At 67.6% G+C, this 23,922-nt stretch carries 15 protein-coding genes; 8 read left to right on the forward strand and 7 right to left on the reverse strand.

Going from position 1 to position 23,922, the window contains the following annotated elements:
* Window positions 1-17: 17 nt before the first annotated feature.
* Window positions 18-986: a hypothetical protein gene (locus G4D83_RS01100; protein ID WP_163861578.1), complete on the reverse strand. Its 969-nt coding sequence runs from the start codon at window positions 984-986 to the stop codon at window positions 18-20.
* 177 nt (window positions 987-1,163) lie between these two features.
* On the opposite strand from G4D83_RS01100, the gene G4D83_RS01105 reads away from it, so the two are divergent.
* Window positions 1,164-1,898 carry a PaxA gene (locus tag G4D83_RS01105; protein ID WP_163861580.1) on the forward strand — a complete coding sequence of 245 codons (735 nt, stop codon included), beginning with the start codon at window positions 1,164-1,166 and terminating at the stop codon, window positions 1,896-1,898.
* A 184-nt stretch (window positions 1,899-2,082) separates the two neighbouring features.
* On the opposite strand, the gene G4D83_RS01110 is transcribed toward G4D83_RS01105, so the two are convergent.
* Complete coding sequence (locus tag G4D83_RS01110) at window positions 2,083-3,192, reverse strand: hypothetical protein (RefSeq protein ID WP_163861583.1); 1,110 nt, start codon at window positions 3,190-3,192, stop codon at window positions 2,083-2,085.
* A 233-nt stretch (window positions 3,193-3,425) separates the two neighbouring features.
* Here G4D83_RS01110 and G4D83_RS01115 point away from each other — a divergent pair, with 233 nt between their 5' ends.
* Window positions 3,426-5,828: a YfhO family protein gene (locus G4D83_RS01115; protein WP_163861586.1), complete on the forward strand. Its 2,403-nt coding sequence runs from the start codon at window positions 3,426-3,428 to the stop codon at window positions 5,826-5,828.
* A gap of 155 nt (window positions 5,829-5,983) precedes the next feature.
* Here the strand turns inward: G4D83_RS01115 and G4D83_RS01120 are convergent, their stop codons facing one another.
* Window positions 5,984-7,168 (reverse strand): fibro-slime domain-containing protein, encoded by a 1,185-nt coding sequence (locus tag G4D83_RS01120; protein ID WP_163861589.1) that lies wholly within the window; start codon window positions 7,166-7,168, stop codon window positions 5,984-5,986.
* Window positions 7,169-7,615: 447 nt separating this feature from the next.
* Between G4D83_RS01120 and G4D83_RS01125 the strand changes: the two genes are divergently transcribed.
* Both G4D83_RS01125 and G4D83_RS45435 read left to right on the forward strand, forming a co-directional pair.
* A complete protein-coding gene (locus tag G4D83_RS01125; RefSeq protein WP_163861592.1) occupies window positions 7,616-8,869 on the forward strand; it encodes a Tat pathway signal protein in 1,254 nt (417 codons plus the stop codon).
* On the forward strand, window positions 8,866-12,093 hold the full coding sequence (locus tag G4D83_RS45435; protein ID WP_205522546.1) for a phospholipase D-like domain-containing protein: 3,228 nt from the start codon (window positions 8,866-8,868) through the stop codon (window positions 12,091-12,093). Before G4D83_RS01125 ends, G4D83_RS45435 begins: the two co-directional genes overlap by 4 nt.
* 24 nt (window positions 12,094-12,117) lie before the next feature.
* Here the strand turns inward: G4D83_RS45435 and G4D83_RS01135 are convergent, their stop codons facing one another.
* Window positions 12,118-14,661, reverse strand: coding sequence for a glycosyltransferase (locus tag G4D83_RS01135; RefSeq protein ID WP_275902347.1), 2,544 nt, complete (start codon window positions 14,659-14,661; stop codon window positions 12,118-12,120).
* 439 nt (window positions 14,662-15,100) lie between these two features.
* Here G4D83_RS01135 and G4D83_RS01140 point away from each other — a divergent pair, with 439 nt between their 5' ends.
* The 3 genes from G4D83_RS01140 (at window position 15,101) to G4D83_RS01150 (ending at window position 18,990) form a co-directional block, all read left to right on the forward strand.
* The gene (locus G4D83_RS01140; protein ID WP_163861597.1) at window positions 15,101-17,458 is read left to right on the forward strand and encodes a hypothetical protein; all 2,358 of its coding nucleotides are present in this window, start codon (window positions 15,101-15,103) and stop codon (window positions 17,456-17,458) included.
* Window positions 17,459-17,595: 137 nt separating this feature from the next.
* Window positions 17,596-18,582, forward strand: a complete 987-nt coding sequence (locus G4D83_RS01145) for a hypothetical protein (protein ID WP_163861599.1) — start codon at window positions 17,596-17,598, stop codon at window positions 18,580-18,582.
* A gap of 30 nt (window positions 18,583-18,612) precedes the next feature.
* Window positions 18,613-18,990, forward strand: coding sequence for a DUF4345 domain-containing protein (locus G4D83_RS01150; protein WP_163861602.1), 378 nt, complete (start codon window positions 18,613-18,615; stop codon window positions 18,988-18,990).
* A gap of 80 nt (window positions 18,991-19,070) precedes the next feature.
* On the opposite strand, the gene G4D83_RS01155 is transcribed toward G4D83_RS01150, so the two are convergent.
* From G4D83_RS01155 to G4D83_RS01165, 3 genes are all read right to left on the reverse strand, one after another.
* Complete coding sequence (locus G4D83_RS01155) at window positions 19,071-20,327, reverse strand: chymotrypsin family serine protease (RefSeq protein ID WP_163861605.1); 1,257 nt, start codon at window positions 20,325-20,327, stop codon at window positions 19,071-19,073.
* 311 nt (window positions 20,328-20,638) lie between these two features.
* Window positions 20,639-21,523 (reverse strand): hypothetical protein, encoded by an 885-nt coding sequence (locus G4D83_RS01160; protein WP_163861608.1) that lies wholly within the window; start codon window positions 21,521-21,523, stop codon window positions 20,639-20,641.
* Window positions 21,492-22,811, reverse strand: a complete 1,320-nt coding sequence (locus tag G4D83_RS01165; protein WP_163861611.1) for a hypothetical protein — start codon at window positions 22,809-22,811, stop codon at window positions 21,492-21,494. Before G4D83_RS01165 ends, G4D83_RS01160 begins: the two co-directional genes overlap by 32 nt.
* Before the next feature lie 310 nt (window positions 22,812-23,121).
* Here G4D83_RS01165 and G4D83_RS01170 point away from each other — a divergent pair, with 310 nt between their 5' ends.
* Window positions 23,122-23,769, forward strand: coding sequence for a hypothetical protein (locus G4D83_RS01170; RefSeq protein ID WP_163861614.1), 648 nt, complete (start codon window positions 23,122-23,124; stop codon window positions 23,767-23,769).
* Window positions 23,770-23,922 lie beyond the last annotated feature (153 nt).

The raw sequence follows: 23,922 nt of genomic DNA on the forward strand, positions 1-23,922 counted from the left end.
GGGAGAAAGGGGGGGACTCACAGGGTGCTCCCCACGACGAAGAGCACGCCGGCGTACCGGGTGACGGTGGTGAGGTTCAGCTCGGTCTCAGCGCAGGCGTCGACGCACAGGCCGGTGTAGCTGGAGGCGGGCTTGGCCGCGGTCGCGGTGAAGGTGCGCAGGCGCACCACCGGCGACCAGCCTTCCTCTCCGGGGAGAGAGGAGAACAGGTACACGGGCGTCTCCGTGGCGGGCGCGCCCGTCGGCGGGCTCACCAGGACGCCGTCCATGGCCACCACGTTGCCGGCCTCATCCACCTGCACGGGACCGCCGTCCAGGTAGGCCAGCTGCAGGCCGCGGTACCAGCCGCCCTGGGAGGTGAACTCGGAGCCGCTGCGCAGCGGGTTGAGCTGCGCGGAGACGTCGATGATGGCGCGCAGGGAGATGCTCGTGGCCTCCTCGGCGGCGCCGCCGAAGGAGCCCTTGGTGAGCGAGGCAAGGTCCTTGATGGCGTTGCACTGCTGGGCGCCCGTGCCCGTCCAGCGCGTCACCTTCGACAGCGGCAGCACGTGGGGCGTGGTGTTGCCGGTGACAGTCAGCGGCAGCGTGGCGAAGACGGGCCACTGCACCGTCTCCGGGAAGCTGTCGTTGCGGAAGTCGAAGTCCGCCTTGCCCGTCTTGCAGCCGTCCACGAAGTCGTACGACGTGGCCACCACCCGGCTCGCCGGGAGGAAGGGACGCCCGGTCTCATCCACGGGAACGCCCGAGTTGGTGATCACGCCCCGGTCGTCCTTGCGCTCGGTGGGGACCTGACCCAGGTTGAAGAAGGGCACGCTGGTGCCCTTCGCCTTGGCCGCCGCGGGCCGGTAGACGCCGCTGACGGGCCTGAACTTGGAGTCGAGGTTCGTGGCGTCGATGACTCCCTGGTACTTGTCACCGACCTCCTCGTTCGACTCACCACACGCCACCGCACTCAGGGCTGCAGCGAGCCCGAGTACGCACTTCATTTTTGTCTGCACGGAAAAAACCTCTGGGGATGGGACGAGGTGGCGGCCCTCTAGCACGACTCTCAGGTCCTCAGGTATCAGTTGAGTGGCTTCCACGTGACAGCCCCTCGTTATGCTGGGGCAGCACGATTACATCCTGAGGAGTCGCTCCCGGCTTGTGGTATGTGCCGACTCGGCATGTTCGCGCAGCAAACCGACCCTCCCTCCACACGAATCCTCGGCTTCGCCGCCTTCTCCGTCGCCGTCCACGTTGGCATCGTGGCGGTGATGATGTTGGTGGTGAAGCCCATCGTCCTCGAGGCGGAGCAGCCCATCGAGGTGGTGCTCAACCTCGTCAAGGCGCCGCCCCCGCCGCCTCCACCGCCTCCGCCCGCGCCGAGCAGGACGACCCCGCGTCAGGTGGAGAAGAAACCCCGCACGGAGCTCCGCCAGCCGGTGGAGATCAAACCCGTCGTGGAGGTGGAGAAGCCCGTCGAGCCCGAGCCCGAGGCGCCAGAGCCCGAGGCGCCCCCGGAAGAGGGTGGCGTCGAGGGAGGCGTGGCGGGCGGGGTGGCCGGTGGCGTCGTTGGAGGCGTGGTCGGGGGCGTCGTGGGCGGGACGGTGGGTGGGACGGGCCCGGCCGAGCCGGTGAAGCCCAAGAACGTGCCGCCCTTCGTCATCCAGCGTGACGTGGTGCGCCAGACGTCGCCGCGTCTGTCCGAGGTGTTCAAGCAGGCCCACCGTGGCCAGACGCTGCAGGGCATCTACAAGGTCTGCGTCTCCACCAGCGGCAGCGTGTACGAAGTGACGCCGGTGAAGTCCGTGCCGGGCGCGGACGAGGACATCATCCAGGGACTCAAGGTGGGCTGGGAGTACAAGCCCCAGAAAGTCCCGGTGTGCTTCCTCTACAACATCCCCATCACCATCCAGTAGGCGCGCTGCTGCCTCCAGTCCGCTGCGAGGCCTCGCGGTGCTGGAGTCGTCGCGGGCCGGGGAGGGGCGCGAAGCCTGCTCGCGGCGATGCGCGGTGGGGAGAGTCGCTCGTGGATTGGGATTTCGGGCGGCTCATGGCCCGGGCGGTGTGAGTGCGCTCCGCCCAGGCCGTGATGAAGGTGCTTCAGCCTCCGCAGCGGTTGAAGTTCTGGTCGACGTAGTACTGGCAGCATCCCGCGTAGGCGCCCAGGCACGTCTGGGTTCCGAGCGCCTGGGTGGCCCACTGCGAGGCGGTGGAGTACGAGCCCGCGCAGGCGTCAGCGCAGAGCGTGTTGGAGATGGAGGAGATGCTGCCGTCGATGTTGTAGCAGGTGGTGGCGTGGGCGCGGGCGTAGACGGCGCACGGCTCCTGCGGAGGCGGGGGCGTGGAGGTCGTCGTGCTCCAGATGGCGCTCAGGTACACGCGGTCATTGGACTGGTCGATGCCGGCCCAGCGCGAGCGCGGCCCCGTGTCCCAGGTGACCATCATGTAGTGGCGAGCCTGGAGGGTGGTGCTGTAGTTGACCTTCCACTCGCAGCCCTCCCACGGCCAGATGCTGCAGGATTTGAACTGGGTATAGAAGTACGCGCTGGAGTCGAAGCCGGCCGCGAGTCCCACGGCGCGGAAGTACACGGTGCCGTCCTTCGCGCCGCTGTAGGAGCCGTACCAATAGTCGACGAGACAGGTGCGGCCCTGCGTCGCCGTGGTGGCGCAGAAGTGGGTCTTGAACCAGTTCTTGTCGCCCACCCAGTCCCAGGTGTCATTGAGGCTGGAGGCGGAGGGGCCGCGCTCGGCGTCTCGGGGGGAGGGGCCTTCCTCCAGCGGGGCGGCGGCGGCGCGGACCGATTCCTGGGCGGCCTGCCGGGCCTGGATGATGCGGGCCATGGCGATGCGGCCCTGGGCCTGTACGAGCGCGGCGGGGACGTCGGAGCGCTTCGCGCCGGGCGCGAGGGAGAGGTAGACGTCCGCCAACTCCTTGCCCTGGAGGCTGTCCACCTTCTCGGCCTTCATCGACTCCTGGAGGTGGGCGGCATCGATGTCCATGTGGCCCGACTCCGCGACGAAGACCTCGCCCGGCTCGGACTCGATGAAGCGCACCGAGCGGGTGTCGCTCAGCTTCAGCTCATGCAGCAGGGTGCCCTGCTCGATGTTCTGGGGGGCGGGCGTCTCCGTGGACGCCGGTGAGCCGCAGGCGGCGAGGAGCAGGGCGCAGAGCACGGAAGACAGCAGGGGCAGAGGGGGGCGGTGGGTCATGTCGGGGGACTCCTGAGTCAGGGTTGCAACGACCTGAACGGGGATCCCCAAAAGGCTTCGCTCCATCAGCCCTTGCTCTCCTCATCGGCGTCACGGCTTGTTCGCCGTTCACTCGCGTGTGGGTCCGTCCGGCCAGCCGGTCGAGGTCGGCGGGGAAGACGACCTGGAGGGACAAGGGCAGCGGTACTCGCGGCTGGACCTGGACGGCATGACCGGGAACAATCCCGCTTTGGATGGTTCCCCCCGCATCGCTGGAGCGCGCCGGAGTCCGAGCCTCGATTGCGCGCGGGCCCTGGGCCGTGGTGGGCGGAGCGCTGGGCGTCACCTGTCTCTTCTTCTACCGCGCCCTCTTCAGCGCGGACGTCTTCATCGCCCGAGACATGCTCCTGGTCTACGCGCCATTGCGGCGCTACTGGGCGCAGCGCGTGTCCGAAGGCGACTTTCCGGGCTGGTATCCCTTCGACGGGCTGGGGCAATCGTTCGCGGGCATCATGCTGTCCGCGCCCTTCCATCCGTCGCAGGTGTTGGGGCTGCTGTTCTCCACGGGCGCGGCGATGAAGCTCGCGGTGCTGGCGTGCCCGCCCCTGGCCTTGCTGGGCACCTTCGCCCTCTTGCGCCTGTACGACGTGCCGCGGAGCGGGGCGTTCTTCGCGGGGCTCGCCTTCGCGTTCAGCGGCCACCTGGTGTCGCTCACCAACAGCCTGGCGTACCTCATGGCCGGAGCCACCATTCCCGCCGCCCTCTGGGCCGCCGAGCGCTTCCTGCGAGCCGCCACTCCGGGTCGCGCCGCCGTCGCCGCGTTGGGACTCGCCAGTGTGCTGCTGGCGGGTGACACCTGGAGCTATGCGTTCGCGAATGCCTTCGTGCTGCTGCTCGCGGTGACGAGCCCCGAGGCACGCGGTGTCCGCCTGCTTCGTGCGCTGGGCCTCGTGGCCCTCGGCGCGGGGCTCGCCGCGCCGCAACTGTTCGCGGGCATGGCGGTGTTCGCACGGGGCGCTCCAGGCGCGAGCTCGCTCGAGGACGCGCAGCGCTGGTCCCTGGACCCGTGGCGACTGCCGGAGTTCCTCCTGGGGCCGTACCTCGCCAATCCCACCGTCGAGCGCTCCGTTCCGGAGGAATGGGTCAAACCACTGCTGTCGACGGGCGGCTTCTCCACGCTGTGGACGGACTCGGCGCTCATCGGCGTGCCGGTGTTGGTGCTCGCGGTGACAGGACTGCGCTTCCTCCCATGGAAGCGCTGGGCGCCGTTCGCCGCCGTCTGGGTCGTGGTGCTCGCCCTCGCGCTCGGGTCCGCGTTGCCTGTCTACGGATGGCTCTACGAGGCCCTCCCGTTGTGGCGACCGTTCCGCTATCCCGAGAAGCTCGTGGTGCACCTGACGTTTGGGCTCGCGGTGCTCGCGGGCTTCGGATGGAAGGCCCTGGTGTCGTCCAGGGCGCGAGCGCGCTGGGCTGCTCTCGCGGCGGGGGGGATGTCCGTGGGGCTCCTCGCCGTGGCCCTCGCGGAGCGCCTGGGGGCCGTGTGGTCCCACGCGTTCGTGCTCGGGCGCTGGCCACGGGTGCCTCCCGAGACGCTGGAGACGCTGTCGCACGCGTTCAGCGGCGCGGCGTTCGTCGCGGCGGGAGTCGCGCTGGGCTGCGCCCTGGTGCTGCCAGGCCTCGCGGGCTCGTGGCACCGGGCATGCGTGTTGATGGCGCTGCAACTGGGCGCGGCGTTCACGCTGAACGAGCCGCTCTACATTCTCGGTTCGGAGGAACTGCTCGACAGTCCGCCGGTGTTCGTCGACACCGTGCGCGAGTGGGCCGCCAGGACAGGAGAGTCCACGCCCCGCGTCGCCTCCCGCATCCAGCGCTTCCGCTTGCCTCGATTCGACGGCTTCGAGTTCCAGGACAGCGTGGCGTTGATGGCGAGGGCCTCGTTGATGCCTGACACGCCCGCGCTGTGGGGCATCGGCGCGGCGGATGCGTATCTGCCTGCCGCGAGCTCCCGCTTGCAGCGCCTCCAAATCACACAACCTGGCTTCTTCACGGAGTCACAGCCACTCTTCGGGGTGCGGTTCAGCGCATACACGCCAGCGACCTATGCAGCGCTGGAGCCCAGACCGGGCCGCGTGGTGGCGCGCGACGACGTGTTCGAGCTGCTGCTCGTCGAGCATGCCGATGCCCTGCCGAGGTTGTTCCTGGCGAAGCCTCATTGCGTGTCGGACGAGAGCGCCGCGCTCGGGCTGCTGCGAACCGTGGCCTTCAGGGCGGCTGCCCAGGCAGCGGTGGAGTGTGGAGCGGTTCCTCTTCCTGCGTCGGGTCCGGAGCCTCTGAACGGGCGAGTCGCTCCAGCTCATGAGACGCCCGAGCACCTCATCGTGGACGTCGAGTCGTCCGGGGACGCGGTGCTCGTCATCAACGATGCGTGGCAGGCGGGGTGGACAGCGAGCCTGGATGGCGAGCCCGCGAGGCTGCTGCCAGCGAATGTCGCGGTGCGTGCTGTTGGCGTGCCCCCAGGCCGGCACCGCATCGAGCTGCACTACCGCGCCCCTGGTGTCCTGCCAGGGCTCATCCTCGCCGCCGTGACGCTCCTGGGCCTGGCATTGGCCGAGGGTTGGCGCCGTCGGCGAGGACCGGTCCGGATGAAGCCCGCGTGAGGAGACCGTCTCCGCGCGGCAGCCTCACGGTCCGCACTGAATCAACGGGGTGACCGTACCCGGCCCGCCCCTGGGCGTGAAGTCACGCCCACAGGGGGGCCCTGTCTGGGAATCCTGGCCGTGGAGTCAATGGGCGTACGGCAATGCGCCAGCGTTCACTCCGTCATCGATGCCGCCGCCGGAGTGGGGACACACGCGGAGCGGCGGACGCCGAAGTTCTGGGCGTTGATGTGGTACCAGGAGCGGGAGGTCTTGCGCTCGGCATGGAACACAGCGACCTCGTAGATACCGCCCGGCGTCAGCCCCAGATTGAAGGCCACGGCGGGCGTCAGGATGATGGAGCTTTGCTCCGTGACGTGGAGCCCCCCCATGTCGATGGCGAGGCGGCGGTTGATGAACACCCAGACGTCGTCATCGCCCTGGAAGGTGAAGCGCTCGGTGCCCTTGTACTCGAACCAGAACCGCGTCTCGGTGGTGAAGCTGTAGTTGTGCCCCGGCGGGAGGACGTCGTAGTTGTTGGTGCGGTGAGCCTCCGCGCCGGCGGCGACCCAGCCCAGGTCGTCCACCGGGAAGAAGTTCGGTGCATCGAAGACCTGCTGGCCGCTCGGATACTGGATGAAGGTCAGTGTTCCGACCACGGGCTTGTTCACCAGGTCCGTGTCCAGATACCACTGGGCGAAGTTCGCGGCGTTGCTCGTCGTGTTGGTGGGCAGTCCCGTCTTCGCGTAGGCCGGCTTGCCGAGCGCATTCAGGGTGGTCTGTACGAGGCCCTTCTCCTCGCCGAACTGGTTCACGTTCTGGAAGTCGATGTGCCCTCTCGGCAGGGCGCCCAGGGGCGGCAGGTCGTAGCCTCGGAAGTCGCGGTAGACGATGGGGATGGAGGAGGGAAGCCGGTTGGTCGTCTGACAGGTGAAGCCCGGCTCGAGCTGGCACGTCGGCGAGCAACCATCATTGGCGACCGTGTTGCCGTCGTCACAGGCCTCGGCGGTGCTGCCGGGCAGCATCACTCCGTCGCCGCAAATGGATGCACAGACGCCGTTGGTGCACTGGGGCTCCTTCGTACACAGCGGGGAGCAACCGTCTCCCGTGTCGTGATTGCCGTCGTCGCACTCCTCATCGTCCTCGAGGAAGGCATCGCCGCAGATGCTGGAGCTTCCACCGTCGAAGGCCGCGCTGGCCACGGTGCCCGCGTCGTCTGAACCCGTGGCGGATGCGGACTGCCCGGGGGCGCGAGGCGGGTCGTCCTCGGAGGGAGTGTTGTCTCCACAGGCCGCCAGGGAGAGGAACAGGGCCGCGAGCAGGAAGCTCAGCGGACGCGAAGGCGCATGGGGGATGGGCATGGGGAGCGGGAACGCACGTGAAGAGGGGACGAAGAGGGGCTCCGGACAACAGGAGTCGGTGAGGGATTGTTGGGGAGGTCCCAACCCATCCCGATATTTCTCCGCTTCGACGACCGTGACGACGAGAGGGTTCCACTTCGGTTCAACCCCGCCCTTCGCGCCCATGGCTTGCGCGGTCTGAAAGGACGCGGCTGCGTCTCATCGGTACGCAGCGCGTGTCCCGGCAGGGGCCCATGGTCCCTGGTGACCCTCCGTCATGTCCTCGCCTGATCCGCCCCCTCCGGGTTCGCTCTATCGTCCTCGCGAGAGGCGGGGCCTCGCGCGTGTGCACGGCACGGAATGTGAAGTGCGGAGCAACCCTCAGCGGGCTGTCCCCCTACAGCCGGTCCCCAGGCGCCGAGGGCTCGCGTCCGTGCAGGGACCCCATTCCACCAGGATGAAACTGGCATGCCGAAGAATGTCTACACCGTGAGCTTCTGCGGAACCGGCTGCTCGCGTGACGAAGGCGAGGAGACCCGCTTCTGGGACTACAAAATCCTCGCCCTCCTGGGCAAGGACAAGAAGTGGCTCAACAGCAACAAGGACATCTACGTCAGGGAGACCGGCTACATCCCGGTGCGGCTCCACACGGAGATCTCCACCGGCCTTCGCGATACGAAGAGCAGCATCACCGTTCGGGGTGTCGGCGAGAATGATTGGTTCAACCAGGAGGACGTGTGCGATCCCCTGGACGGCAGCCTGGTCAATGCCCCCGGCCCGCTGCGCGCATCCGCCCGGGACTACTCGGAGGGCAACCAACGGACGCAGTCTGGGCAATTGCTGGGCTGGGCCGATGGCGCGCTCGCGCTGCACGGCGCGAGTCTCGCGGCGGCCAGCAAGGCGGAGCAATACAACTTCCTCGGGCACAGCCGCGGCGCGGTCGAGTCCATCATGGCCGCCTGGTTCCTGTATGCCTATGGAGGCCCTGGTGTCCGGGACATCCCCGTCAACATCTTCGCCATCGACCCCGTTCCGGGACCGGGTGAGTGGTATGGAATCCAGACCCAGTTGCCGCCCAATGTCGTCAATTATGTCGGCGTCTATGCCTGGGACCACCTGGTCGCGGGGTTCAGCGCGCTGGTTCCTCGGCCCAATGCCCGGATGACCAAACAGCGTGCCCATGAGGACATCGAGGCCCGGGGACTGGGGGCCACGTATCTGACGCTCGCGGACAACCGCCAACTGGCGGATCCACTCGCTCGCGGCGACCTCCCGCAGCCGGAGGGCTACACGCTCTACGCGTGTCGGGGCGGGCATGGCACCGTCGCCGGCAACTACACCGCTGACGCCCTGTACGACGCGGCCAAGGTGAAGGACGAGGTCGCCGCGGTCCCCAAGCTCGTCTACAAGCTGGCCCGTGCCTACCTGACTCAATGGGAGACGGTCTTCCGCACCAGATGCCGCGTCCGGGAGAACGCCAGACACCTGAGAAAACAAATCCATACGGCGCACACCCATTTCGATGCCATGGGGGGCGGCGAGGCCCGGACCTCCCGGCTGACAGGGAGGCCCAACGTGCGGCAGGTCTCCTCCATCATGGGGAGAAACACCTTGAACCGCTATTACCTCGAGGATGTGGTGGGGACGCCCCCCTACAACCTGGCCTATCCCTGCACCATCGAGCAGTCCGGTGGCGGGTGGGTGAACTGGAGGTTCCTGTGAGCATCGACCGGGTGTCCGCCAAGGTGCGCGACTACTTCACGCACCTGAGCGGGACGAGCTATGTGCGAATCATGGACACGCCTCGCATCTGGGGGCAGCCCTTTGGCCCGGAAATCATGCCGGCGGCCAAGAGTCGCACCAAGGACTTCCAGCGAGCCCTCGTCGAAATCATCCAGAAGTCGAGGTATCGCTGCGACATCTCCTCCCTCAACAGTCCGGACCCCGCCTGGGCCAAGGTGATTCTGGGGGCCATGGATACCGCGCTGAGCGCGCCGTTGAAGCGGACCCATCGCACGCAGTTCAGGTTCCTGTTCGGGCAGACGCCCATGATCTTCAAGGACGGCACGTCTCCCAATCTCGTCGATTTCCAGGGCGCGCTGATTCGCCTGGTGAGGGTGCGGATGCAGACCGGCGCCTGGGAGATGCCGCCGGAGATCTGGATGGGGAAGTTCTTCCGGCTCCAGGAGGGACTCGTCGCGGGGCTCTCCGCCCGGGTCGCCTCGGTCCTGCCCACCTGGATGGGTTTGGAGGGCGATGACGAATTCACCAAGATGACGTGGAATCACTCGAAAATCGTCGCCGTGGATGGCACCGAGTCCCTGGTGGGAGGCCACAACCTCAACATGGACCTGTTCACCAGCTATCCGCCCGTTCATGACGTGTCTGTCGTCATGCATGGCGAGGCGGCCCTGGGCGCGCAGCGCTTCCTGGACCAGATGTGGGAATGCAAGACGGACGTGCTGGCCAAGGAGTTCCTGGACATCGACAAGGATACGCTGTCCTGGAAGGTCGGCGACGACGACGCCGCGGTGAAGCGCAAGCCCGAGAACCCGCTGGCCTCGCGGGAGGCCGGCGACTACCGCGCCGCGTGTTACAAGGACTTCGCGCGGCTGCATGAGGGCGGTGGGGGGGAGTCCAGGCCGCGTCTCTCTCGCCCCAGCCCTGAGTTCCTGTCGACCATCTTCGAGGATGTGGACTCGGTCGAGGACCTGGCCGCGGAGGCGATCCGCGCGGAGGATCTCCAGACGTTCGTGGACCTGGAGACTCCCGTGTTCACGGAGAAGCATTACGAGGGCTACTCCGGCCTTGGAGAGTACAAGAAGGCGACCCGGGTCCTGTCCATCGGGAAGTACTGGAACGGCCCCAGCATGGAGTTGAACTACCAGAAGGCGTCCGAGGTGATGAAGGAGGAGTTGATCAAGGGCGCCAAGACCATCCTCCGGTTGTCACAGATGGACCTGGTGAGCGCGTGGAAGAAGAAGTGGTCCTCGCACGTCGTCTGCCATTGGATCATGGAGGCGCTGCTCGCCAATCCGAAGCTGGAGGTCCAGGTCGTGGTCTCTCCCCTGGACGCGGGGGCCGGGGCTGAGGGAGACCAGTATTCATTCGGCTCGGGGGCGTGCCGCACGTTCGAGCTGTTCCAATATTACATGTCACATGCCGTCGACACCGACGCCCTTCTGCCGGACGCCGACGTCCGGGTGCGCGCCTTGGAGCGACTGCACATCGCCCCCTTCTATTTCACGGAGGTCCCGAAGGATAAGACCCGGGAGGGTGAAACGTATTTCTGGCCCAAGCTCACGCCAGAAGGGTACACGGCGACCTTGAAGCAGACCTCGCTCGTGGAGGACCCGCCGAGCAAGGGCGTCATCGGAAGCGCGGTGGAGTCCGTCAAGAAGGCCAGCGGCGCCGTCTACGACAAGGTTCCGTCCGCGCCGGGCAATCACTCCAAGATCATGATTGTCGACGACGCGTCGTATGTGGTCGGGTCGGACAATCTCTATCCAGGCTTCCTCTCCGAGTTCAACTACCTGGTGGAGGGGGCGCCCGCGGTGAGAGATCTGCTCAGGACGTATTGGACACCGCTGTGGCACTACTCGGGGCCGCATTGCGTCAATCCACGGTGCGTCGGCGGCTGCAAGTCGAGTTCGGAGGTGCCTGGGCCCTCGCCGTTCGGGTTGCCTGGACTGGGAAGGGGCCTCCCCGTGAGCGGGAGATTGGGTCCCGCGGGTCATGGCATGCCGATTGAGCGCCCTGAGTTCCTTCTTGGCAGGAGGCCGCCTCCCTTTCCGTCAGGGCTGGGGTCGGTCCGCTACAACTCTCCTTTCCGCAGTGCCTCGTTCGGGAGCGGTCGGGCGGCCGTGAATGCATCTCCGCCGCTCGTGAACCCAGCCAACGCGGGCAAGGTCTCGCGGGTCGACCTGCGCGCACCCGCGGACCTCGGAGAGATTCTCAAGCAGGACGCGGAGAAGGTGAAGAAGGAGGCGGCGGAGGTCCAACGCTCCCGCGAGAGAGCGGCGGCGGAGAAGGCCGCGAGGGAGAAAGCGGCGGCGGAGAAAGTGGTGGTGGTCTCGAGCTCATCGAACTCCGGGTCGACGCCTCCGCCGTCCACCTCCACCTCCTCGGGGGGAACGGGCCAGATACCTCCTCCGTCGCAGGATTCGAGTGCGCTGGTTGATCCGGATTCGAACGGCGACAAGATCGAGGGGTCGCACTTCTATACCGATCGTCAGCTCGACAGGCTGCTGCACCACTACCTCGACGGTGTGCCGAACGTGTACGTGGGCTATGGCCTCAACCTCTACCTGCTCAACCGCATCGCGCCCAACACGTTCGACGCCGCCCTCGCGGGTCAGGTCGAAGGCGGCGCTCCCCGCATCATCATCCAGCCCTACAACGTCGGTGGGAACCACTGGGGGCTCATCTACATCAGGGTGGCTCCCCCCCAGGGTGGGCGCAGGGGCCAGGCATGCGTGCTCTACATCGACCCGCTCGCCCCGGCCGGCGAGCCGACCATGCTCGGCACGCTGCGGCGTCCGTTTCCGGACCTGCAGGTCGAGCGATGCCTCCTCCGCTACCAGAATGACGCCATTGGGAGCGAGAAGGGTGGACAGCACAGCTGTGGGCCCTGGGTCGTCGAACTGGCGAGGCTCCTCGTCGGGTCCAACGGCGCCTTGCCCCCAGTCGCCGCGAGCCCCCGCGTGGCCGCCGTTGCGCTTCGCGCGGCGCACCAGCGGGTCCTGGATGATTTGAACAGGGACATCGAGGATGACTTCGTCCTGGTGTCCGGGCCTGTCGTTCAGTCCAGCGGCGGCAGCGTATTGCCCCGCCCCCAAGCGTCCCCCTCCACGGTGGTGACGAGCGGAGGGAGCACGGTAGCCCCCCTGAGCAAGGACAAGGGCGTCGTGGTCGAGGACGACGACGACGGGTTCGTCATGCTCTGACGCGCGGGGCCCGGCTGAGGAGTCTCAACGTGCGGGCACCCGGGGCCCTGTCTGTCCCAGGCTCGACAGCAGGGCCATGATGAAGGCAGCCAGATAGGGCATGGCCTGTACCAATAGCAGGGTCACCCAGATGCGCATGTCCGGGTCGGGCAGGCCGTGGACCGAATAGATGCCGATTGCGGCGCCCCACAGCAGGAGCATGAGGAACAGCTCTTCGCGGGCCTCCGAGAGCGCCACCCGCAGGCCATGTCTGTCCGCGGTTTTCGGTGTGCGGAAGAACGGCAGGTCGCTGGTGAAGGAGGCGTACAGCACCGCCTTGGCGATGGTGTGCGACAGCGCCAGCCCGGCCAGGGCGGCGGCGAAAGCGCCCGCGAGGTTGAACCCGACCGCGCGGCGGTAGAGGAAGACGCTCTTGCCGAGCTTGAACACGAACAACGCCAGCGGCGGGATGGCGAAGACGGGCATCGGCGGTTCTATCCGCTGGGGCGCGATGAGCATCGCCGCCGACCAGAGCAGCGCGCCGATGGTGAAGGAGAGATTCAGTCCGTCGGCGACCCACGGCAGCCAGCCGGCGAGGAAGTGGTAGCGCTGGCCCCGGGTCAGTTCACTGTTCTCGCCGCGCAGCAGGCTGCGGGCATGGTGCTTGATGATCTGGATGGAGCCGTAGGCCCAGCGGAAGCGCTGTTTCTTGTAGTCGATGAAGGTGTCGGGCATCAGCCCCTTGCCGTAGCTGTGATGGGTATAGGCGGCCGAGTAGCCCTTCTCGAACACCCGCAGGCCCAGCTCCGCGTCCTCGCAGATGCACCACTCGGCCCAGCCCAGCTCTTCGAGCACCGAGCGGTAGGTCATGGTCATGGTGCCGTGCTGGACGATGGCGTCGCGGTCATTGCGGGTGACCATGCCGATATGGAAGAAGCCCTTGTATTCGCTGTAGCAGACCTTCTTGAAGAGGCTCTCGCCCTGGTCCCGGTAGTCCTGCGGGGACTGCACCACGGCGATGCGCGGGTCGGAGAAGAGCGGCACCATGTGCTTGAGCCAGTTGGAGTCGACGCGGTAGTCCGCGTCGATGATCGCGACCACCTCGGCATCCCTGGCCGTGCGGGGGATGAGGTGGTTCAGCGCGCCGCCCTTGAACCCGGGCAGGGGCGAGACATGGAAGAACTGGAAGCGCTCGCCGAGCCGCTCGCAATGGGCCGCGAGTGGCTCCCACACGGCCGGGTCCCGGGTGTTGTTGTCGATGACCAGGACTTCGTAGTCGGGGTAGTCCAGCACGGCGAGGGCGTCCAGCGTCTGTTTGACCATCTCCGGCGGCTCGTTGTAGCAGGGGACATGAACTGACACTTTCGGCCGATAGGCATGGTCGTCCGGCACCGGCTGGAATTCGCGGCGGCGTTTGGGAATCCACACGGCTTCGGCCAGTTCGTGGGCTTCGGTGAGCAGGACGAGGAACACGCCGAGCGAGCCGATCGCCAGCATGAAGCCGACGGCCAGGCTGAACCAGGTGCTGTAGCGCTGGCTGTAGTCATGGGCCATCCACACCAGCGCCGAGCCACAGAAGAAGGAGGTGAAGGTCAGGAAGGCTCGGCCGCGCTGGCGCAGGGCCGAACCATCGATGAGCAGCAGCGTCATCGCGAGAGTGGCCAGGACCACCGAGCAGCCCGCGAGGGCGCGCCACTCTGGGATGGCCACCACCGGGCCCTCGAAGTTGAACTTCCGCCGACGGGTGGCGTCGAACACGCCCCAGTAGGCGCCGGCCGCGCCTTCATCGCCGCCCTTCCAGGGTTGGTCGTAGGCTTCGATGACGAAGTATTCGTAGCCCCGTTGATTGAGCGTGTTGACCAGGGTGCGCAGGTAGAGGGCCTGGTCGGCCTGGGTGGCGGTGGCACCACCTCGCATGCGGCCGTTGCTCGGCCAGCCGACTTCCGACAGCAGCAATGGCTTGCGCGGGAACAGCTGCCTGAGGTCCCGGGCACGCTCCAGCACGAAGGTCCCCGCCTGCTCCATCGGCACGTATTCCCAGTAGGGCAGGACGTGAGCGGCGATCAAGTCGACATGCCTGGCCAGCTCCCGGTGTTCCCTCCAGTTGTGCCATTGCTCGCTGGTCGTCACGGGCACCCTGACGGCCGCGCGCACCCGCCTCAGGTACCGGACCAGCGTTTCGAACGTGACGTCCCCGCGATACAGCGCTTCGTTGCCCACCACCACGCGCACCACGCTGCGTGAGGTGTTGGTCATCTCGATGGCTTTCTGGAGCTCCCGTTCATTGCGTTCCAGGTCGCGGCTGATCCAGACCCCCAGCGTCACTCGCAGGCCGAACTCCTCGGCCAGGCGCGGGATTTCCCCCTGGGGACCGTCGACCGTGTAGATGCGGATGCTGTCGGTCAGCTTGCTGAGCTGTTCGAGGTCCTCGCGCATCTCGGCTTCGCTGGGGTGCCGGCCCTTCTTCGGGCTCTCTCCGAGGCGGAAGGGTGAGTAGGACAAGCCGGATATCTTCTCCGGCCAGTCCGGGGCGGAGACCGGGCGGTTGTTCAGCGCCCAGAGCCCGGTGAACAGCGCGGCGATGGCCACGACGACGACCAGTTGGAGACCCAATCCACGCAATGGCATAGCGGCGCCATGGACAGCAATCGCCGCGCCACTCCGTTCGCGAAGGCGGCCCGAGCGGGGGACTTCTTGGACTGTCTTTGCCTGGACCCGGAGCGCTTGCGGAGACCAAGAGCCTGCTTCCCGCCGGCAAGCGAAGTGGTGCGCGCGGACCCGGCCTCCCGCCTTCCCCGAGGCCGCGCGGCTCGCCCAGATGTGGGCGCTGGGGCGTGGAGCAGGGCGCCGCCGGGGCCCCTCGGGTGCGCACCTCGACGGGCGCGGGTGCCCGGGTGCCCCCGAGGCGCCCAGGCGACCTGACGCTTCTCCCAGGCCCTCAGAAGGCCGCCTGGTGACATCTCCCGGCACCGGGGACGCGGACACTATGCCGAGGCTCCCACCGCCTCCCTGTAGTAGGTTGGCCTGAATGGTACGTACTTCAGCGCTGGTGTTGTTCGGGTTCTTCGTCTTCGCCTCTTCCCTGGCTTCGGCCGCGGCTCCAGAGGCTGGTGCCGCGAAGTCCATCGAGGAGGCCTCGAAGCGATTGGCGAGTGCGCGCGCGGCCCTCACGGCGGCCGTTCAGCGCATCGAGCAGGATCCTCCGCGCGGCGCCGACCTCGACGCCGCCCTCGTGGCGGTGGAGGCGCTGAAGGACGCGCTCGGCGCGGGAGCGAGCTTCGAGACGGAGGACCTCGAGTACGCCAAGAGCGTCCTGGCCGCGCGGAAGCAATTCCGGACGGACCGCGAGTACGTCGATGAGCGCCGGGCGAAGGTCCACATCCACGAGTTCCGCCGACGCATCGATGGCGCGCTCGCGCCCCTGAACGAGCGCATGGCGAAGCTCGGGGGAGGGGACCCCGGCGCCAAGGCGATGGACGATGCCCGCGCCGAGCTGGAGGCGCTCCGGAAGCTGACGGAGGAGGGCCGGCCTCTGAAGGCTCAGGACCCGAAGTTCGCCACGTACCTCACCGAGGTCGACGCGACCATCGCCCGGCACGAGAAGGCGCTCGACGAGCGGTGGCTGCAGGTGTCGGCGCAGAAGCAGCGCGGGCTCCTGGATGAGCGCCGCAAGGCCCTGTCCACCGCGCTCACCGAGGTGAACAAGGCCTGGTCGGACGAGAAGTTCGGCGCCACCGACAAGGCGACGGCGGCGCTGCAGAAGCAGCTCGAGGAGGGAGCGCCGCTGGAGGCGAAAGACAAGGCGTATCGCGCGGAGGCGGACAAGGCCCGGGCCGAGGTCACCCAGGCCAGGCGCCGGATGGAGGAGCTGGTGGTGCAGGCGGGCGTCTCCCGAATCAAGGTGGAGATGGGGCCCGCCCATGACGAGCTCGTCGCGGCCGCCAAGGCGCTCCGGGTGAAGCGGCCCACGCCCGAGCAGCTCTCCGAGGCGAAGACCGCGGCGTTCGTCGTCCGCAAGCTGGTGGAGAAGTACGACCCGCAGGCGGCGAGGAGCCAGGCGATTGCCCAGTACCTCGCGGACGTGAAGAACACGCTCGTCGAGGTGGAGGTGGCCCTCCAGGTCCGCGGCCTCGATGCGGCTCGCGCGGAAGTCATCCAGTCCCTGCGCAACGTCGAGAAGCGGGCCGTGACGCCCGAGCAGTTCGAGGAGGCGAAGACGGCGCTGGTCGTCCTGGAGAAGACGCTCGAGACGGTTCACGCGAAGAACCCCGCCGTCAGCCCCTCCGCCGCCGAGGCGCGTCAGCTGCTCAAGGACGGGCGGGCGACGCTGGAGCGGCGTCGGTACGAGGTCGACCTGACGCAGCAGCGCCTGAAGGTCGACGAGGCGCGGAAGAACGCGGCGGCGCTCGTCCTCCAGATTCAAAAGGAGGCGCCCTCGCCGGCGCTGCTCCAGGAGGCGGAGAACGCGGTCAAGCAGATTGGCGCGGTGCTGGAGGTCGGCGCCCCCTTCGTGAAGAAGGACCGCGACTACGCGGTGTACGCCAAGGAGACGAAGGAGCGGATGGCGGAGCTGAGCGACCGCATCACCCGGAGGAGGATTGTCCTCTCCGCGGCGGACGCCCGCGTCCAGCTCGCCACCCGGATGGCCATGACCAAGGAGAAGCTCGAGGCCGCGAAGGGAATCTCGTCGACCGACAGCGACGTCGACACCGCCTCGAAGGGCGTGGACGAGATGATGCAGATGTTCGAGACGCACGCGGAGCTGGAGCGGCAGGACGCGGGCTACGCGTCGGCGGCGGAGCGGGCGCGCGCCGACTGGCTGAAGCTGGTCGAGGCCCTCGAGTTCGCGAAGCAGGCGCGGGCGTTGCGCCGGCTGACGGGGGAGGCCCTGGTGGTCGCCAGCACGGCATCGGAAGCGGCCGCTTCCTCCTCGGACCTGCGCAAGAGGCGGGAGCTGTATGCGAGCGCGATGGAGAAGCTCAAGGCCTGCCAGGACGATGGCGCCCGGATGGTGAAGGAGAACGCCGGCCTCGCCGCGGTCGACGTGCTCATGGGCGGCATCCCCACCCCGCCGCAGGAGGTGATGGCGCAGTGCGCCCAGAAGGCAGACGCGCTGCGGGAGCCGCAGACGAGGGCCGACGTGCAGTTGCGGTTCCAGGAGGGCCAGCGGAAGGCGTACGACGCGGCGAAGGCGCTCCTCTCCAAGGGGAACAAGACGGATGCCCTCACGCAGCTCAACGAGTGCATCGCCGAGGGGCGCATCCTGGAGAACCGATATCCCCAGTTCAAGGACCAGAAGTTCGACATCGGCGGCGGCAGCATGAGCATGGTGGAGCTGGTCCAGGTCTGCGTGAAGGAGCGCAAGGCGTTGAAGCCCACGCCTTGAGTTCTTCGGACTGTCAGTGAAGAAGTCCTGGGGTGGTCGAGCCGCGCGCGCCTATGCTCCGCGCGGCTCACCTGGGCGGGGAGGGTGGTGGCGGCGAAGAGGGGTGTGCCATTCCCCATTCCACGAGGCCGTCCGCGATGCTCCGTTCCCTCAAGTCTTCCTGGTGGGTGTCTGCCTTTCTGCTGGCCGCCTGCCATCCCTCGGACCTTCCCGAGGCTGATGCGCCGTCCGCCATCGACACGCTGGAGCAGGGGGTGCTCTTCCCTCCGCCTCCGCCTCCGAGCGGCAACATCCTGGACAGCACCACCTTCTTGGGGAGCGTGGCCCTTCCCGGCTCGGTGCAGACGTCCTTCACCACGGCCCTCCAGCACTACTCCTTCGCCATCAACGTCGCGGCCGGCTCGAGCGCGAAGCTGGAGGTGACGCACCTGGGCAGCAGCATGGGGCTGGACACGGGGCTCTTCGTGTACGGCCCGAAGGATGCCAGCGGCAGCTACGGCACCACCGTGCGAGCCCAGGACGACGACGCGGGCTATGGCCAGCTCAGCAAGGTGGCCTCCGCCTCCTTCGCGCAGGGCGGCGAATATCTGGTCGTCGTCAGCAGCGGTGGGGGCGCGGGCAAGCGCTTCCGCCTCCAGCTCGACTGTCTCAGCGGCGATTGCGAGCCGGTGGACCCATCCGTGTCGCTGGGCTCGCGGCCGGTGAGCTCGAGCCTTCAGGCCACGTTGTCGGCGGCGAACGCGGCCTGCGGCACCTCCACCGCGTGCTACGGCGAGCTGCGGGGCTACTCCTTCCCCTGGAGCCACTCGACGCCCGCGAGCCTGGACAAGGTCGCCGAGGCGGTCTCCCTGACGGAGCAGAGCAACGCGCTGTTCGGCGTGCGCCTGGTGAATACGACATACACGCAGTTCGCGCAGACGCGCCTGCTCTCGAGGCTGTCCTCCCTGCATCCAGGCCTGGGGCAGGAGTACAGCAACGGCTCGGAGGCGGTGCAGGTGACGGGCTGGCACTACAGCCGGGAGATGTGGCCTGATGCCTGTATGGTCTGGGAGATGTATGTCATCTACTTCCCGGAGTCGCGCGGCGTCCTGGTGTTCGAACAGGACTACGCCCGGGATTGCTGAAGTGGCGGTACCTTCCTAGCGAGAACCCTCATGCGAGCACCGCAACGAATCGTGCAGGTCTGTCTCTTCCTGGTGGCCGCCATCGCGCTGTTCGGAGGCTCTGTCCAACTGCTCATGGGGCAGCCGGAGACGACGCCCCGCCTGGACAACCTTCATCGCTTCATGGGCGGCATCTATCTGTCCATGGGCGTCATCTGTCTGTGGGCGGGCCGCACGATTCGCCAGCAGGGGACGCTGGTCTACCTCATCGCCTTTTCCATTCTCATGGCGGCGGTGGGCAGGCTGGTGTCCATGGGCAAGGTGGGTCTGCCCGAGCCGACGGGCTTGTGGCTCGGCTATCTCATCCCGGAGCTGGGGTTCCCGGTCGTCATCGCCGTCGCGCACTGGATGCAGACGCGCGACGCCTGAAAGCCGGGCCGCCGGCGAAAGTGGCCTGGGTGGGGCGCTCCTCCTCGCCCTCCCAGGTCCTTTCCGGGGGCGCGATGCGCTCAGCAGCCCACGCCGCCCTGGCAATACGGGACGACGCCCAGCTCGGCCTGCACGCCGCCCAGGGGCGAGAAGGCGAAGTTCCACGGGTTGGAGCCCGCGCCCCACATCAGGCCCGTCAGCGTCACCCCGTTGCCGGTGAGGAAGTACACGGGAGAGCCACTGTCACCGCCGGCGCCGTTCTGCGTGGCGCTGGTCGCGATGTAGTTGCAGTAGTACGTCTGTGGCGTCCCACCCGAGTTCACCGTGGCGCACGCCCATTCGATGGTGCCGTTGGTGGTGCCCGTGGTGCGGCCCGTCTTGAACACCACCTGCCCCTGCGAGGGGTACGGCACCTTTCCCGTCACATCCCACCAGGAGGAGATGTTCAGGTTGAACGCTCCCGGCGTCTGGACGACGTAGGTGCCAATGGGGGCGTCCGCGCGGAAGAAGGCGCTGTCGCTGGAGCGGCAGACGCGCCCCGCCGGGCAGCTTCCTCCACTGGCGTAGCCGGGGTCGGTCGTCTCCGTCCCCACCTGCCACGGCGCCACCGCCTGATACGCGGGCGTCGACTCCACCCCGCCTTGGACGGTGGTGCAGTGCGAGTTGGTCACGAAGCCCAGCGTCCCGCCCTGGAGCGCTGGGAAGCCGAGCGTGCAGTACTTGCCCGGCGTCTCTATCTGCAGTCCGCCTCCCACCGGCGTCCATCCGCTCTGCACGGTGGCGGGGTTGATGGGCCCCAGCTCGACGATGTCCACCGCGTCCCGGGCCAACGACAGGCGGGAGAGGGTCCGCTCGATGGCGCCCCGCGCTTCGGAGCGCTCGACGCCGATGGCCACCCGGTTCGACTTCTCGTCCACGTCCGTGAAGACGGTGCCCGGAAGCGCGAGCACCTCCGGCGTGAGTCGCTCCTGAAGCGCCTTGAGCTGGGAGAAAGTCCACGTGGCGGGCTCCGTCACCACGCCCGCCGAGGGAAGCTTGTCCTCGCCGAACACGGAGGCGATGGCCCGGCGCGCGGCCGGTGCCGCGGTGGCATTCACCAGGCGCACCACGAGCCGCCCCTTCTCATCGTGATACATGCCGCCGAAGCCCGGCGCCTCGCGCTCCACCTCGAGCAGCGCTTCGTCCAGCGTCCGGGGACGCGGGGCGCCAGTGGCTGGCTCCACGAGCATTCCCACGGAGCCCTGCGCGGGCCCACCGGCCCATGCCGCTTCACTCCAGCCTCCCAGACACAGCGAGGCACTCCCTGCCACCACACGAAGAATCGCTTGCTTGCGCATGACGTTCGTCCCCCACGACAACGGGTGATGCCCGGCCAGTCGCGGCGGACTCATGCCGGGCCCTGCGACCCGGCACTCCAGCATCTCAGGTGGAGGACTTGAAGCTGTATTTCAGGAATTCCGTGGACTTCCTCGCGAGAGTCATCTCCGCCAGGCGCGCGCGTGCTCACCTCCGAAGACTGGACTGCATGCGACCGCCCGACAGACGCAGTCGCTGACGTCGAAGGCGTCGCCTTCCCCAGTACGTGGTAGCCGGGGGCGCGCTCGGGGAGCACGGCGACATTCCCACGGTTTCGCGCGATGGGCCGATGCTACTCCGACAACACCGAGCCGGACGCGACCTCCCGGACCTGCTTCGCGAGGAACCACGCGCCCACGCCGATGGGTGGATGGATGGCCAGGGCGAAGAGCCGCTGCATCAACCCCTCGAAGCCCCTCACGTCGAGCCCGCTCCACCCACTCATGATGGGAACCAGCGCGAGGAGGAGCATGTTCGTCGCGATGAGATAGGCCCGAAGGGCCCGCGCCTCCCGCCGTCCCCAGAACGTCGCGAGGAGGAGCGCGGGCAGCAGCACCGCGCCCACGATGAGCGGCCCCGAGTTGTGCCGGGGGCCGGCAAGGGAAACAGCGCGGCCCTCAACGTGGCCACCCCCAGGTTGAACACCTCCGGGAAGCGCTCCGCAGATGGCGCTGTAGACGTCGCGCTCTCCCATCACCGTCCCGGGCGCGGGCGCGCCGCTCACGCGGTCGAAGCCGTAGGTCAGACAGGTGCTCGGGTCCACGCCACCGTAGACGCGGTTGCCCTTGAGGCGAGGGGAGACGAGCACCACGCCGTTGTTGAGGTGGTGCCCTGTTCCGAAGGCGGTGGTGCCCGCAGTGGGGCGGTGCTTCTCCCGGCCGAAGTCGGTGGCGAAGTAGATGAGGCTGCGCTGCCACAGGGACGAGCCGGGATGGCGCGCGTCCTCGGTGGCCTTCAGGAGTCGGATGAGGCCATCGGTGACTCGCAGGACGTGGGACCACATGGCGTTCTGCGCGACGCGGTGGCCCGTGGGCGAGTCGTCGAAGGCGAGCTGGGCGTTGACGATTTTCTGGGTGCCCCCTCGGAACGCAGGGACTGCAACGCGAGGGCCAGTCCAGGCCTGTTCGACGGACAGCGCGAGGCGCTCAGCGGTGGACGATGGGGCAGGGATTCGCATCCACCTTGACCCGCATGGCGCCGGACGGACGGAACGGCGAGACGCCGAGGCTGGCCTCAATCAGGCAGGTGGTCGCGTAGAGGCTGAAGACAGGCCAGTTCTCCTTGGAGAGCACGATGTTCAGCCAGCGATTCAGCCGCTTGTTGCGGAATCCCGCCGCGTCCTTGTTCGCCGCCACGAGCTTCTTGCCCATCTGGTCGAGGCAGGGCCGCAAGTAGTCCACGGTCAAGGCGAAGGCGCCTCCCTGCCCGTGGTACGCGGTGATGAGGTGCTTCATGCTCGCGCCCGCCAGGTCCAGATCGAGGTGACGCTGGATGAGCCCGTCCTCTCCCTGACTGTCTTCACACGGTTTGCATTGATTGCCCGCCATGAAGACGGGGGAGCGGTATTGGCCCAGCGCGGTGAAAAGGTTTTCCATGCCTCCGGAGTCATTGAAGGACTCTATCTTGTCATCCATGGTCGTGGTCGCCAGGGATTTGCCACCCCCGTGCTCGGGAGGGAGCGTGCCGAGGACCTTCGGGTCATCCTCGTTGCGGTGCGAGGGCGTCACCTTGTCGGCGAGCGACGAGCGCATCGCGGCGAGGATGGCATTGAGCTTGGCCGGAAAGTCCTGGTTGTCTTCCAGGTCCTTGGCCAGCCCGGAGGTGACGGCATCGTAGAGCGCGCGGCCGGACTTCCCAGCCGCCGCCTCCCAGATTCGCTCCACCACATCCATCGCGGCCCTGAAGAAATAGGTGCCGGGCTCGGTGATTCCGTAGCGCCTGGGGTTGGCCAGCTTGCAGAAGGAGATGACGATGGAGGGGAAGTACCATTCCAGGGCGTGGTTCGAGATGACGCAGTGGGCCCGCATGCGGTCCATGGGGCCGTCGATGGTCTCTCCTACTGGGCCAGGTTCGTGAAACCCTGATTCGAGCACCGACGTCAGTGCCGTGAGGCAGAGCCGATTCTTGGTGCCGAGCCGCTGGAGCCGGTTCTCCTCGTCCAGACCCATTTCATTCGCTCCCAGACAGCCATGGCAGCAGGCGATTCTCGAGACATACCTCTCCTTGAACAAACCAAAGAGCGTATCGGGCTTGGAGAAGGTGAGGAGGGAAATCACCTCCTTCTCCCGCGCTTCCGGGGAGACCAGGCGCTTGCCGCACTTCGTGCAATCTCCGTCCTTGTCCGTCGGTTTCATCAAGTGCATCTTGTGCAGCTCGATTTCCTCCCCGAAGAGCTCGCACTCCTCCGTGACACATGCCGCTTTGACGGTGATCTGGTTCTTCTTTCCGCAGCGCACACAGGGCATCTTGGTTCCTCGGGTTGGAAATTCCTTGCGTGAGTGTACGCCTGCGCGACCAGGGGGCAAGGCCTGCAAAGCCAACCACCAAGGGCAGTCGCGGCCGCGCGCGGGAGGCCGCGTTCGTCGTTTGCAGTGTGTCCGTGTTCCGCGAGCGTGCCCGCGACGGTGGCCTCGCACATCACCCGCGCTTTCGCCGCGGACGTGACCTCCTGCTGGGTTGTCCGGTCCCCGCCAGCGGGCTCGTGTCTTCGCGACTCCGGAGGCGGCGGGCACCGGCTTCTTGAGCGACGAGAGATGCGACAAACGACTGGCGTGCGTGCGACTTCCCGCTGCCGCGTCATTCGCGAGCACCTACGAAACCTGGGGCACCGCGCTCACGGCCCAGGGCTGGCGGCCGAGCGTCAAGCTTCATGAGGAGGCGGCCCGGCAACTGGTGGCGCCGGCCCTGGTGGGCCGCGTGCGCAGCTCGTCGGCGACCTTCGAGTCCGACGGCCGCGGCGCCGCGGTGTGGGAGCAGTTCGAGGCAGGCGAGTGGAACGTCTTCCTCTCCGAGTTCGACGGCGCCCTCTGGGACGCGCCGGTCCGCATCGCGCGCAACGCCTGGCGGCCCCGCGTGGCCATCGACTCGACCCGGGCCGTCATCGGGTTCCAGCGGCCCGGCGCATCAGGGCGGCTCGACTACTGGACGGTGGCTTACGAGGCCGGCGTGGTGGGCGTGCCCATCCGTCACGGCGATACCTCCAGGGCCGATATCCCTCCACCGGAGTTCGTGCTGACCCGCGGCGCCGGGGGCTTCATGGTGCTCTGGGGCCTCACTGAGCTGCGCTCCAGCCAGAGCACTCCACCAGACCCCGGTGGTGTATCAAGGCCGGTACACGCAGCAAATCCTCTCTTGCTGCAACCCCTTCCCGCCGGGCAGCGAGCGCTGAGTCCTGCTGAAGCGCGACGGCGCCGCCAGGCCTGACGGCGTCGTACTCAGGGCCCGCGGTATTCCGAATCGCGGTTGTTGCCGATGTCCCCAGTGCGCTGCGTCTATCATCGTAAAGGCAGATGCGATGGTGTCATGTCGGCCCTGCGGGAATGCCCTTATGCCTGACGCCGCGCGCCGTGGCACCCC

This window comes from Myxococcus eversor, assembly GCF_010894455.1.
GTDB classification, from domain to species: domain Bacteria; phylum Myxococcota; class Myxococcia; order Myxococcales; family Myxococcaceae; genus Myxococcus; species Myxococcus eversor.